Genomic DNA, 12,356 nt, shown 5'->3' on the forward strand with positions numbered 1-12,356 from the left:
GCGCAGCAGCGCTGAAGGAAAAAGTGGCCAGTTAGCTCAGTTGGTAGAGCAGCGGATTGAAAATCCGCGTGTCCGTGGTTCGATTCCGCGACTGGCCACCACAGCAAGGCCAGTTAGCTCAGTTGGTAGAGCAGCGGATTGAAAATCCGCGTGTCCGTGGTTCGATTCCGCGACTGGCCACCAGATTCAGACGCCCAGCAAGCAATTGCTGGGCGTTTTGCGTTGTGCCGCAGGCCGTGACGGGTGGATCGTGAAATCCCGCGGCGGCGAGCGGTGTGAATGTCTTGGGCTGATGAAAATGGTGGCGCCATTACCTGGGCGGGCAAAGCCGCCTGTCTTGAGCTTTTCTCCAGATGTTGGCAAGGATGAGACCATGCCGGTAAATCGCAGCATGCTGGTGTCCGGAGTATTGATGATGGGTGTTTGCGGCTTGTTTGGCATGCATCCGGCTTCTGCGGGTGTTTATGAAGTGGCCCCGCAGGGCGAATATGCCCGGATCGATACGCGATTTCTAGAGATGTAGTCCAGGGGCTTGAGAACGGGTCGGCCGGGAAGCGGGAGGCGGCGATCGCCGCTATCAAGGCTCATCCCGAAAGCTACGCTCCTCCGGTACTTTATGCGCTATCCGGGATTCTGTTTTCGGCAGGGGAAAAGGATGATGCCGCATTCTGGTTCTATGCGGGCCAGTTGCGGGCGCGGATTGACGCCAATATATGCACGGACTCGTCTGCTGCCGGGGCTGTCGGAGTTTTGAATAACCGCTATGGCCCGCCGATCAACGTATATGCTTTTCAAGACATGGCCAAGCTGAAGAAGCTGATTCCCAAGGTGGTGGAGTGGGAGCGTGGCTTGCCCTATCGTTATGATCGCCGCTGGATCAATCTCTATGGCATGGACGGAGTGATGTCCGGCTTGCAGGCTCGAGACGGGGCTGACTCTGCGAGAGGGTTCAGTCATCCTGAAGATCAGTGGGATGCCATTGCCGAGAAGACTCGGACTTTTTATTTGGATTCCTTCTGGAAAATGGTCAAGCGGAGAGGGGCCGAGAATTGAGTTGTGGAGACGCTGCGATTGTAGCAAGGCGGTTGGCTCCAGGCTGATCCTAGGTATGGCAGTTTGATTGAAAAGAGCGCGTCCACCGACGCGCTCTTTGTCGAAATGGCTATGCCGGCTATCAATTTGATTGGCCCATGGACGCAGACTGCCAGCGTGGACGGTGCTACCGGGCATCGTTGGCGTAGATCGGCTTGGCGGCCTGTTTCGTCTTGAGGAAGGTCCGGTTTTGCAAATGGGCCGGATCGGCCGGCGTGCGGCTGCACCACCAGGTGATTGCGGCTGGCCGCGCCGGCTTTCAGTCTTCGACGGCGTGTTTGGATAGGCGCGCGCGAGGGAGGGCGGCGGCGATCAGCAGCGCGCAGACTCCCGCCGCCAGCGCCAGGCTGAGCCCGGCCCGGGCGCCGTAGGCGTCGGTTGCCAGGCCGCACAGCGAGGCGCCGCCGGCCACGCCCAGCTGGATGCCGGTGACCAGCCAGGTCAGGCTTTCAGTCAAGCGCGCGCGCGGAACCGCCTTTTCCACCATTTCCATCGCGACGATCAGCGTCGGCGCGAAGGACAATCCCGACAGCAACATCACCGCCGCCAGCCAAACGACATTCGGCGCCAGCGCGATCAAGGCCGAACTGGCCGCGGTGGCTGCGCAGCAGCACAGCAGCAGCCTATCCAGCGGCATCGCCGGCTTGAGCGCGCCGAAGACCAGTCCGCCGATGCCGGAACCCAGCGCGTACAGCGCCAGCACCCAGCCGGCGGCGAACGGCAAACCCTGCGCCTTGGCGAAGGCCACGGAAGCGACATCAATGGTGCCGGCGATGGCGCCCAGTGTTCCCATCAACAGCGCCAAGGTCGGCACCGGCCGCAAAAAGAGCGCCGAACGGCGGCTGTCCGGCGTGATGGGATGGGGCGGCGGTTCGGTGGTTTTCTGCTGCAGCAGCGCGGAAACGCTGAATAGGATAAGCAGCGCGGCCAAGAGCGGGCCGGCCTCGGGAAACCAGACCATGCACAGGCCTATCGACAGCGGTGGCCCCATGACGAAGGCGATCTCGCTCAAGACGCTGTCCAGCGCGAACGCCGTCGGCAGCAGCGCCTTGCCTTCCAGCAAGCGCGTCCAGCGCGCCCGGGTCATCGCCGGGATGCTGGGCAGGCAGCCCGCCGGGGCCGCGCAGAGGTATAGCGTCCAATGCGGCGCGTTCAGGTGGTTGCACAGGACCAGCGCCAGCAGGGCGAAAGCGCCGATGCCGGTGGCCGGAGGCAGTACCCGGCTTTGGCCATAGCGGTCGGCCAGCCGCGATACCTGCGGCGAAAGTAGGGCTGAGGACAGCGTCAAAGTGGCGGCGACCGCGCCGGCTAGGCTGTAGCTGTTACGAGTCAGCGACAGCATGGTGATGACGCCCACAGCCACCATCGTGCCGGGCAGGCGGGCCACCCAGCCGGCCAGCGCAAGCGCCGCGACGCCCGGCGTGCGGAACAGCTGGCCGTATCGATTGCTCACGGGGGTTTTCCTTGCGATTTGCGGCGCGCCGGCGGGGAGCGCTCGTGCCAATGGGTCAAGCTAGCCGTCCCTTATGTCTTTGTCAATTTGGCGGAGGCCGGCTTCAAGCGGCCGGAGGCAAGAAAAAAGCACGCCATCAGGCGTGCTTTTTTCCATCGGCGCCCAACTCAGCGCGGCGGCAGCGGCGGCGCGTCGTTGGCATAGATCGGTTCGGCCCGCGCCGGACTGGCCTGTTCCGACTGCAGGATGGCCCGTCCTTGTTGCCGGGCGAGATCCGCCAGCGTGTTCAATTGCTCCGAGGTCTGGACCATCAGGTGATTGCGGCTGCGGCGCATGTCGCCGACGATGGACTCCAGGCTGGAGACGCCGGGCTTCAGCAGCTCAGTCGCGGCGATCAACTGGCCGGTGCGGCCGACGCCGGCGCGGCAGTGGATCACCGGCAGCAGCTTGTCCCGATGCTTGAGCGCGCTGCTGTTGCCGCGCTGGTAGACGCCAATCTGCTTCTCTTTCACAGTATTGACGTGTTCGGCCAGCGCTTTGAGCGCGGTGGCCCCTTGCGCGCCGAAGTCTGCCCAGTTGGGCACATGCAGCACCGGAATGGAGATTTTCTTGCTGTCTCCATCCTGCACGGCCAACTGGTAGGCGCGCACTTCCAGGCCGCCGGCCAGCCGGGTGTGGCCGCTTTCCCGCGCGGCGACGGCAACCTTGCCGTATTGGCCGCTTTGGGAAAAGTAGGGCGGCAGCGGATTGCGGCTGCCCTGGCTGCCGGCGATGTCGTGGTCGGAGGCCAGCACCACCAGTACCGGGGTGCGGTTGGCGGCCAGCATGGCGAAATAGCTTTCGAGCTGACCGGCGCCGGGATACTGGCTGGCGATGGCGACATTGACGCCATCCACCTGCACGCGGTTGGCCGGCAGGCGGGCGCCGTCCGGCGCCTGCACCATGGTGGCGGCGGCGGTGGGGATGTCGCGGAAGCGGGCGCTGGCCAGGTCGTCGACGAAGGGCGCTCCGCTGGCGGCCGGCCCGGCCTGCTGCTGCAATTGGTTGAACAGGCCGGTACGGTTGTCGCTGCTGCCCAGCGCGCGGGCCAGTGCGGCCTTTTGGCCATCCGGGGAGCCGGCGGCGGGTTGCGTCAGCTTCAGATGCTGCAGGCCGCGGCGCTGGCTCAGCGTGGCGGTTTCCTGTCTTAGCGCCTGAGGCGCCTGCTGGTCGGCCCAGCGCAGGTGCGGCTTGGCGCTGGGGCCGGCCTGGTGAGCCCGGTCTTGGGCGTTGGGGCTGGTGTGGCTGTTGGCGCGGGTATTCAGCCGGGTCGCCAGATCGTTGAGGCGGATGTCGCGCGGCCGCTCCTGAGGCTCCAGCAACTGATGTTGGCGCAGGAATTGTTGCGCGCGGCGCGTCTGGTCGGGATGCAGCAGGTAGGAGCGCCCGGTGTAGACCACCAGGCTGCCGTCCTTGCGGATGCCGATGCGGGCGGTGTCGGCGTCGATGCCGCCGCTCAGTTGGTTAAGTTGGCAAAGGTTGGGCCGGGCCATGTGGATGCCGGTATGGATGGTGCTCATCTTGCTTCTTTCTTAGTGGATTGCCCTGCGGGCTTATGGCGGAGCCGGGCGAGCGGGCGCGGCTCCGAAAGGACTCAACGCGGCGCGTCGGCCGTCTGCAACAGCGCCTCGGCGCGGGCGACCAGCGCATCGAAGGCGGCGGCGAGCTGGGGCAGGTCGAGGCCGCGGCATGGCAGGCGCAGCCAGCAGCACAACCGGTGTTCGGCGTCCAGGGCGGCAACCGGTTGCCAGGCCTGCCCGCACAGCTGGTTGCCGCGCAAGGCCTGGGCCTGCAGCGTTTCTTCGCTTTGGGGCGGGCATTCGCCCAGTTCCGCCAGCATGAACCAGTTGTCGTGGTCGATGGCGCCCAGGTGGACGTTGAAGCGTTGTTCCACCGTCAGGCTGATCACTTCCTGGCCGGAGGCCGGAACCGGTGCGGCGAAACCCAGATGTTGCAGCAATTCGCTGGTGCAATGGTGAAAGGCGGAAAGGTCTTGCATGGAGCGGCATCCTTGCCCGGCGGTGTCCGGGAAATACATTTGTCAATTAGGCGATTCTTATGCATGCGGCCGACGCCGGCTTCCAGAATTCGCTCATGGCAAGGGGCGGGCGATGGTTCGCTGGGTCCGCGCTTGGTGGGAATGGTCGGCAAGCGGATTGGCTGCATTGGCATTTGCGCAACGATTCGCGCGCAAGGCGGTCCGACTGTTAGCGCTATCAGCGTATAATCAACCACTTCCGCCGCACCGGAGTTCGCATGTCTTACCGTTTCATCGCCTCGGATCTCGACGGCACCCTGCTGGACCAGCACCACGCCGTCAATTCCCTCACCGCCGCCACTTTGCAGACCCTGGAAGCCAGGGGAGTGCAGTTCGCCCTCGCCACCGGCCGCCATCATCTGGACGTTAAGGGCATACGCCAGGCGCTGGGCGTGCGCGCCCACCTGATCACCTCCAACGGTGCCCGCATCCACGATCCGGACGGCAAGCTGATCCATAGCCACGACATTCCGCCGCAGCTGGCGCGCGCGCTGGCGCAGCCGGAGTTCGCCGTTGGCGCCATCCTCAATTTCTATCTGGACGACGAGTGGCTGATCGACCAGCCATGCCAGGATTTCCTGGACATGCATCGCGATTCCGGCCTGCAGTACCGCATCAGCAAGCTGGCCGAGCACGACGGCGTGGGCGTGGGCAAGGTGCTGTACATCGGCGAGCATGACCATCTGCTGCGGGTGGAACAGGCCTTGCAGCAACGCTTCGGCGCGCAGCTCTACATCACCTTCTCGCTGGAGAACTGCCTGGAGGTGATGGCCGCCGGCGTGTCCAAAGGCCATGCGCTGGGGCTGGTGCTGCAGCGGCTGGGCATCGACCCGGCGCATTGCCTGGCCTTTGGCGACGGGCAGAACGATGTCGAGCTGCTGCGCGCCGCCGGCCACCCGCGGCTGATGGGCAACGCGCATCCGCGCCTCAGCGGCGAACTGCCGGACGCCCGCCGCATCGCCAGCAATGCCGAGTCCGGCGTGGCGCAGCACTTGCGCGAACTGTTCGCGCTGTAGGCGCCGGCTGGTAAATCTCTCGCTCCGCTAGGCAAAGCGCGGCGGGGCGCGATAATCTGGAAGAAGGAAGCCGCGCAGTTTTGTTTGAGATCGTTGATTGAGTTCACCAAGCCGTATGGCGTTCGTCCGGGAGATGCCATGAATTCATCCTGTCTTGAAAACGAAAGCGCAGTCGAGCGCGCGCCTGGCCATGCCATCATCGCCGAGATGCTGGCGCAGGCCGGCATCGCCATCAACGGTTGCCAGCCCTTCGACATCCGCGTCGTCGACCCCCGTTTCTACCGCCGCGTGCTGCAGCAGGGCTCGCTGGGCTGGGGGAGAGCTATATGGACGGCTGGTGGGAGTGCGAGCGGCTGGACATCTTCTTCCAGCGCGCGCTGCGCGCCGGCCTGGAGCACAGGCTGCCGCGCGGCTGGCGCGACATCCTGTATGTGCTTGCCGCCCGCCTGGTCAATCTGCAGTCGCTGCGGCGCGCGCGCCGGGTCGGCGAGCGGCATTACGACCTGGGCAATGATCTGTTCGAGGCGATGCTGGACCCGCACATGCAGTATTCCTGCGGCTATTGGAAGGACGCGTCCACGCTGGAGGAGGCGCAGGAGGCCAAGCTCAAGCTGATCTGCGACAAGCTGCGACTGGCCCCCGGCATGCATCTGTTGGACATCGGCTGCGGCTGGGGCGGCCTGTCGGCCTATGCCGCCCGCCACTATGGCGTGTCGGTCACCGGCGTCACCATTTCCCGGCAGCAGTTGCAGCTGGCGCAGCAGCGCTGCGCCGGGCTGGACGTCGACATCCGGCTGCAGGATTACCGCCATCTGCATTTGCAGGCAGACCGCATCGCCTCCGTCGGCATGTTCGAGCATGTCGGGCCGCGCAATTATTCGGCCTATTTCGAGATCGCCGCCCGCAATCTGAAGCCTGACGGCCTGTTCCTGCTGCATACCTGCGGCTCGAAGCAGACCGACGCTCGGGTGGACCCGTGGACGGAGAAATACATCTTTCCCAACGGCTGCCTGCCCTCGGTCCATCATATCGCCCAGGCCAGCGAGCCTTATTGGCTGATGGAGGACTGGCACAACTTCGGCGCCGACTACGACCTGACGCTGATGGCCTGGCTGCAGCGCTTCGTCCAGGCCTGGCCGCAACTGGCGGCCAACTATTCCGAGCGCTTCTACCGCATGTTCAGCTATTACCTGTGCGCTTGCGCCGGGGCGTTCCGCGCGCGCGACCTGCAGCTGTGGCAGGTGCTGTTTAGCCGACATGGGGTGGAGGGCGGGTTGCGGGTGGCGCGCTGAGGCGCGTGGGAAAAGAAAAACGCCAGCGGAATGCTGGCGTTTTTGTCGGCGCTACCGCTTGGGTCAGGCTTGCAGCGCGGCCGCCAGCGTGCTTGCCTGGTCGCCGACGATCAGGTGCAGCGTGCCCGGAGCAAGCTGCATCACGGCCATCACGCCGGCGGCGCGGGCCGCCGCCTCGTCGAAGCGGGCGCCGTCCTTCAGTTCCACCCGTAGGCGGGTGTGGGCGATGGCTTCGACCTTGGCGAGGTTGGCCTTGCCGCCCAGCGCCTGCTTCAGCGCGCCGACGTCGGCTTGCGCCGCCGCGGGGGCTACGGGCGCAAGGGAGGGAGCCGGCTGGGCCGGAGCGGCGGGAGCGACGCTCACTTCCGCATCGGCGCCGGCGCCGCGCAGGTAGATTTCCATATCGGTTTTCAGGTTTTCCGAGCGCGGGCCGAAGATGGCCTGCACGCCGCTGCCCACCACCACCACGCCGGAAGCGCCCATGCCCTTCAGGCGCGCCTGGTCCACCTTGGCGATGTCCTGCACCGAGATGCGCAGGCGGGTGATGCAGGCGTCCAGGCTGCGAATGTTGCTGCGGCCGCCGAAGGCCAGCACCAGTTCGCGGGCGCGCTGGTCTTCGCTGACCGCCGCGCCGGCTTCGCTGCTTTCATCTTCGCGGCCCGGAGTCTTCAGGTTGAACTTGACGATGACGAAGCGGAACACGCTGTAGTAGATCGCGGCGTAGATCGGGCCGAGGATGAACACGTACCAGGCATGTTTGGCCTTGTCGCCGATCAGGTTGAACATCAGGAAGTCGATGCCGCCTTGCGAGAAGGTGAAACCCATGTGCATGTCCAGCGTGTTGGCTACGAACTGCGCCGACGCGGCCAGACAAGCGTGGATGAAGTACAGCACCGGGGCGACGAACAGGAAGGCGAATTCGATCGGCTCGGTGATGCCGGTGAGGAAGGAGGTCAGCGCGGCGGAGATCATGATGCCGCCGACCTTGACGCGGTTTTCCGGCCTGGCGGTGTGCCAGATGGCGACCGCCGCGGCGGGCAGGCCGAACATCTTGAACAGGAAGGCGCCGGACAGGATGCCGGCGGTCGGGTCGCCGGCGAAGAAGCGGTTTATGTCGCCGTGGATGACGGTGCCGTTGGCTCCCGGGAAGGCGCCGATTTCAAAGAAGAACGGCACGTTCCAGATGTGGTGCAGGCCGAAGGGGATCAGCATCCGTTCGACAAAGCCGTACACGGTGGCGGCGGTCGCCGGGCTGCTGTAAGCCGCCCACATCGAGAAGGCCTTGATGCCGTTGCCGATGGGAGGCCAGACGAAGGACAGCACCACGCCCAGCGCGATGGCGCCGATGGCGGTGATGATGGGCACGAAACGCTTGCCGGCGAAGAAGCCCAGGTATTCGGGCAGGCTGATCCGGTAGAAGCGGTTGAACATGTATGCTGCCAGGCCGCCGGCCAGGATGCCGCCGAACACGCCGGTCTGGATCGACGGCAGGCCCATGATGGTGTCGGGCTTGATTCCCATCAGACCGGCCATCACGCCCAGGGTGGCGGTGGTGACCAGATGGCCGATCACGGCGGCGATGGCCGCCACGCCGTCGTTTTCGGTGAAGCCCAGCGCCACGCCCACGGCGAAGATCAGCGGCAGGTTGCCGAAGATCACGTCGCCGGAGTGCTTCATCAGCGACAGGATCGCCAGGATGACAGTGTTCTGGGTGTGGAAGTCGGTCGCGCCGATACCAAGCAGCAGACCGGCCACCGGCAGTACCGCCACCGGTAGCATCAGGGCCTTGCCCACTTTCTGCAAGTTAGCGAATGCTGAGCTAAACATGATTATTATCCTGCTTTGACATGCTTATGAAATGTCGAGCGGCTGTGACGCCGTCCCCCTCTATACAAGCCCCGTCGCCTGGCCTTGCCGCCAGCGTGATGCGGACGGCGCCAGGTTCACCCTGGCGGTCTCCCCGTCCGGCATTGCGGCGCGTCCCGCGCCGGGACTCATTCCTTAGCGAGCGTGTTGGTTCAGATGGTGGCGCACGTCGGTCACGGTGGACAGCGCCAGCACATCGTTGGCCAGTTGTTGGCACTCGGCCAGGCTCCAGCGCGCCAGCGTGGCTTTCACCGAGGCGACGGCGGGGGTGCTGACCGACAGCTCCGATACGCCCATGCCCACCAGCAGCGGCGCGGCGCGCTCGTCGGAAGCCAGGCCGCCGCAGACGCCGACCCATTTGCCGTGGGCGCGGGCGCCGTCACAAGTCATCGCAATCATGTTGAGCACCGCCGGATGCAGCGCGTCGGCCTGCTTGGCCAGCTGCGGGTGGCCGCGGTCCATCGCCAGCACGTATTGGGTGAGGTCGTTGGTGCCGATGGAGAAGAAGTCCACTTCCGGCGCGAAGCGCGCCGCCAGCACAGCGGCCGACGGCACTTCCACCATGATCCCCACCTTGACGTCATGCTGGCCGCAGGACTGTTGTTCTTCCACCAGCACCGCCTTGGCGGCGCGAAGCTCTTCCAGCGACGCCACCATCGGGAACATGATGTGCAACTGGGTCAGCGGCGCGGCCTGCAGGATGGCGCGCAGCTGGGTGCGCAGCAGATCCGGGCGGTCCAGGCTGACGCGGATGCCGCGCAGGCCGAGGAAGGGGTTGTCCTCCTTGGGCAGCGGCAGGTAGGACAGCGGCTTGTCGCCGCCCACGTCCAGCGTGCGCACCACCAGCGGACGGTCCTTGCCCAGCGCTTCGGCTACCGCGCAGTATTCCGCCGCTTGCTCGGCTTCGGTCGGCGCGGTGTCGCGGTTGTCGAACAGGAATTCCGAACGCAAGAGACCCACGCCTTCGGCCCCCTTGGCCACCGCTTCGCGCGCGTCGGCGGCATTGCGGATATTGGCCACTACGTCGACTCGCACGCCGTCGCGGGTGGCGGCCGGCTGCATCGAGCCCTTGGCCTCATCGGCGCGGCGCTCTGCCAGGCGGGCGATTTCCTGCTCGGCGGCGGCCAGTTCGGCGGCATTCGGGGCAATGGCCAGCGTGCCTTCGCTGCCGTTTAGGATGACCTGCCGGCCCTCCGGCAGCTTCAGCGCCGCTTGCGAGATGCCGCAGATCGCCGGGATGCCCAGCGAGCGCGCCAGGATGGCCACATGGCTGGTGGCGCCGCCGGTGCGGGTACAGAAGCCCATCACCTTGGACGGGTCCAGCGCCGCGGTGTCGGACGGCGCCAAGTCTTCGGCGATCAGGATGGAGCCGGCAGGCAGTTCCAGCGCGGCCTGCTTGATGCCGGCCAGCAGCGCCAGCACGCGGCGGCCGACGTCGCGGATGTCGTTGGCGCGTTCGCGCAATAGCGGATTGTCCTGGGCTTCCAGCCGGGCGGAGTAGGCGCTGAACGCGGCGCGCCAGGCCCAGCCGGCGGACTTGCCTTCGGCCAGGCCGGTGTAGGTCAGCGCCAGCAGGTCGGGGTCTTGCAGCAGTTCCTGATGCATGGAGAGGATGGCCTGCTTGGCCGGGTCGGACAGTTGCGCCTTGACCAGCTCGATCTGGGCGGCCGCCTCCTCGGCGGCGCGGGCGAAGCTTTGTTGCTCGATATTGCCGCCCTTGCCTTGCTCGGGCACGTCGAATTCCTGCAGGCGGTGATGAACGATGCGGCCGATGGCGATGCCAGGCGAGGCGCCCACGCCCACCAGTTGCTTGTCGTTGTCCTGCTGTTGGATGGCGATGGGGGCTTCTGCCGGCGCTTGCGGCGCCTCCCCCGGCTTCTCGCCGCAGCGGTCGTTAAGCAGCTGGGTCAGTTCGGCGATGGCGGCAGCGGCGTCGCCGCCGTGGGCGCGGATGCGCACCGCGTCGCCCAGCTTGGTGGCCAGACCCATCACGGCCACCACCGATTTGGCGTTGGCCTCCTTGTCGGCCAAGAGCAGCTGGATGTCGGAGGAGAAGCTCTTGGCCTTGCTGGCGAACACCGCTGCGGGGCGGGCGTGCAGGCCGGCTGGGTTGCCGATGACGATGTCGGCCGACAGTTTCGGCTCGCCATCCTGACGCTGCGCCACCGCCTGGCCGTTGGCCAGCTGCAGGCTCAGCACCACGTCGCGGCCGGCATGCACCATGCCTTGGGCCGCTTGCATGCTGTGCACGCTTTCGCCGTTGGTGACGATGATCTGGGTGAGCAGGCTTGCGGCGTTGCGGCCCACCTGATCGATGTCGAAGTCGATCAGGGCCTGGCCGGCGCTGACTTGCTGGCCTTGCTCGACCAGCGGGAAGAATCCTTCGCCCTTCAGCATCACGGTGTCGATGCCGATGTGCACCATCACTTCCACGCCTTCGGCAGTAGTGATGGTCAGCGCGTGGTGGGCGGAATGCAGATTGCTGACCACGCCTGCCACCGGCGCCAGCAGGCTGCCGGAAGTGGGATCGAGCGAGACGCCGTCGCCAACCATCTTGCCGGCAAACACCGGGTCCGGGACGCTGTCCAAGGGGACCAGCCACCCGGAAAGGGGGGCCAGAACATCGAGTCTTGGTGCGGTGGTGCCCATGAGAAACTCCTCAATTCGTGGATAATTCCAGTCGTTTTATTACGAGCGTCAATCAAGCCGGTTGGTTTTGTTCTGGCATTTGGCCCGCTAGGGTACACCCTGAGGCTTGGCTTGTCCTGACAGGATTCCGACAATTATATACAGGCTGTTGCCATGCGGCGTCGGCGGCCGGGCACAGGCGTATCTTGCCTAATATGTAGTTAAACTACAGACAAATTACGCAGCAGCTTGATGGCAATCAAGAAAATGTGCAAGTCGGAATTGTCCAGATTGGCTGCTGCGTTGCAGCATCCGTTCGCGAGTCGTGGAAATAGCGCTTGATTCTTGCGGGCTTGGGAAAGATAGGCGGGGAAAGGCCGCTGTTGCATTTTTGTAATGCAACTCTAATCGGCGGAGCCTGAAAGGAAAAGCCCCGCCGGAAGGTGGCGGGGCGGGAGGGCTTATGCTTTGGCTGTTGCCGGATTACGCGCCGGCTCACCCAGCAGGAACAGCGCAAGCGAGCTGGCGATCAGAAAGGCGGGATATTCCCAGCCGCCGCCCTCATTGGTGAACATCCAGCCCTTGGCGCCGTGCACCAGCGCGATGGCGCCCAGCAGTTGAGGGATCAGCAGCAGGGCGACCCAGCGCGCCTTGACGCCGGCGAGCAGCAGCAGGCCGCCGCCGATTTCCACCGCGATGGCGACATAGCCGAAGAAGCCGGGCAGGCCCAGGCTGGCGAAGTAGGCGGCGGTGCCGGCCGGGGTGAACACGAACAGCTTGAGCGCGCCGTGCGCGAGGTACATCAGGCCCAGCGACAGCCGCAGCAGCAGGATGGCGATATTGGGGTTTTGCAGGCGGTTCATGGCAAGCTCCGGGTGGGATTGGTATGGCGCTATTTGACCATCGGCTTTATATTCAATAAATATCTGATA

Annotated in this window: 10 protein-coding genes and 2 tRNA genes; 6 read left to right on the forward strand and 6 right to left on the reverse strand. The window is 65.3% G+C overall.

The genetic code is table 11. The annotated features are described in order from the left end of the window. Positions 1–25 precede the first annotated feature (25 nt). From BI344_RS08700 to BI344_RS08710, 4 genes are all read left to right on the forward strand, one after another. Positions 26–101 (forward strand) — tRNA-Phe (locus BI344_RS08700). Between the two features lie 6 nt (positions 102–107). After that, positions 108–183, forward strand: a tRNA-Phe gene (locus BI344_RS08705). 22 nt (positions 184–205) lie between these two features. After that, positions 206–523, forward strand: a complete 318-nt coding sequence (locus BI344_RS23780) for a hypothetical protein (RefSeq protein WP_206600351.1) — start codon at positions 206–208, stop codon at positions 521–523. A gap of 275 nt (positions 524–798) precedes the next feature. Continuing rightward, entirely contained in the window at positions 799–1,053 is a 255-nt protein-coding gene (locus BI344_RS08710; RefSeq protein ID WP_071112569.1) for a hypothetical protein, read from the forward strand. A gap of 298 nt (positions 1,054–1,351) precedes the next feature. On the opposite strand, the gene BI344_RS08715 is transcribed toward BI344_RS08710, so the two are convergent. The 3 genes from BI344_RS08715 to BI344_RS08725 all read right to left on the reverse strand — a co-directional run bounded on the left by BI344_RS08715 (position 1,352) and on the right by BI344_RS08725 (position 4,583). After that, on the reverse strand, positions 1,352–2,545 hold the full coding sequence (locus BI344_RS08715) for an MFS transporter (RefSeq protein ID WP_071112570.1): 1,194 nt from the start codon (positions 2,543–2,545) through the stop codon (positions 1,352–1,354). 167 nt (positions 2,546–2,712) lie between these two features. Continuing rightward, positions 2,713–4,104 (reverse strand): protein-tyrosine phosphatase family protein, encoded by a 1,392-nt coding sequence (locus BI344_RS08720; protein ID WP_071112571.1) that lies wholly within the window; start codon positions 4,102–4,104, stop codon positions 2,713–2,715. Positions 4,105–4,178: 74 nt separating this feature from the next. Next, positions 4,179–4,583 (reverse strand): CesT family type III secretion system chaperone, encoded by a 405-nt coding sequence (locus BI344_RS08725; RefSeq protein WP_071112572.1) that lies wholly within the window; start codon positions 4,581–4,583, stop codon positions 4,179–4,181. A 257-nt stretch (positions 4,584–4,840) separates the two neighbouring features. On the opposite strand from BI344_RS08725, the gene BI344_RS08730 reads away from it, so the two are divergent. Together BI344_RS08730 and cfa are read left to right on the forward strand one after the other, a co-directional pair. After that, complete coding sequence (locus tag BI344_RS08730; protein WP_071112573.1) at positions 4,841–5,638, forward strand: Cof-type HAD-IIB family hydrolase; 798 nt, start codon at positions 4,841–4,843, stop codon at positions 5,636–5,638. Between the two features lie 326 nt (positions 5,639–5,964). Beyond that, a complete protein-coding gene (gene cfa / locus BI344_RS08735; RefSeq protein WP_206600352.1) occupies positions 5,965–6,930 on the forward strand; it encodes a cyclopropane fatty acyl phospholipid synthase in 966 nt (321 codons plus the stop codon). A gap of 63 nt (positions 6,931–6,993) precedes the next feature. Here cfa and ptsG read toward each other — a convergent pair whose 3' ends face one another. The 3 genes from ptsG to BI344_RS08750 all read right to left on the reverse strand — a co-directional run bounded on the left by ptsG (position 6,994) and on the right by BI344_RS08750 (position 12,287). Then, complete coding sequence (gene ptsG / locus BI344_RS08740; protein WP_071112574.1) at positions 6,994–8,757, reverse strand: PTS glucose transporter subunit IIBC; 1,764 nt, start codon at positions 8,755–8,757, stop codon at positions 6,994–6,996. A gap of 174 nt (positions 8,758–8,931) precedes the next feature. Continuing rightward, complete coding sequence (ptsP, locus tag BI344_RS08745) at positions 8,932–11,445, reverse strand: phosphoenolpyruvate--protein phosphotransferase (protein WP_071112575.1); 2,514 nt, start codon at positions 11,443–11,445, stop codon at positions 8,932–8,934. Between the two features lie 440 nt (positions 11,446–11,885). After that, entirely contained in the window at positions 11,886–12,287 is a 402-nt protein-coding gene (locus tag BI344_RS08750) for a DoxX family protein (protein WP_071112576.1), read from the reverse strand. Positions 12,288–12,356 lie beyond the last annotated feature (69 nt).

This window comes from Chromobacterium sphagni (assembly GCF_001855555.1).
GTDB classification, from domain to species: Bacteria; Pseudomonadota; Gammaproteobacteria; order Burkholderiales; family Chromobacteriaceae; genus Chromobacterium; species Chromobacterium sphagni.

Bases quoted from the DNA above. Each gene is read 5' to 3' on its own strand.
- BI344_RS08720 (WP_071112571.1), bottom strand. From the start codon at position 4,104: ATGAGCACCATCCATACCGGCATCCACATGGCCCGGCCCAACCTTTGC.
- ptsG (WP_071112574.1), bottom strand. From the start codon at position 8,757: ATGTTTAGCTCAGCATTCGCTAACTTGCAGAAAGTGGGCAAGGCCCTG.
- BI344_RS08750 (WP_071112576.1), bottom strand. From the start codon at position 12,287: ATGAACCGCCTGCAAAACCCCAATATCGCCATCCTGCTGCTGCGGCTG.
- ptsP (WP_071112575.1), bottom strand. From the start codon at position 11,445: ATGGGCACCACCGCACCAAGACTCGATGTTCTGGCCCCCCTTTCCGGG.
- BI344_RS08730 (WP_071112573.1), top strand. From the start codon at position 4,841: ATGTCTTACCGTTTCATCGCCTCGGATCTCGACGGCACCCTGCTGGAC.
- BI344_RS08725 (WP_071112572.1), bottom strand. From the start codon at position 4,583: ATGCAAGACCTTTCCGCCTTTCACCATTGCACCAGCGAATTGCTGCAA.
- BI344_RS08710 (WP_071112569.1), top strand. From the start codon at position 799: ATGGCCAAGCTGAAGAAGCTGATTCCCAAGGTGGTGGAGTGGGAGCGT.
- cfa (WP_206600352.1), top strand. From the start codon at position 5,965: ATGGACGGCTGGTGGGAGTGCGAGCGGCTGGACATCTTCTTCCAGCGC.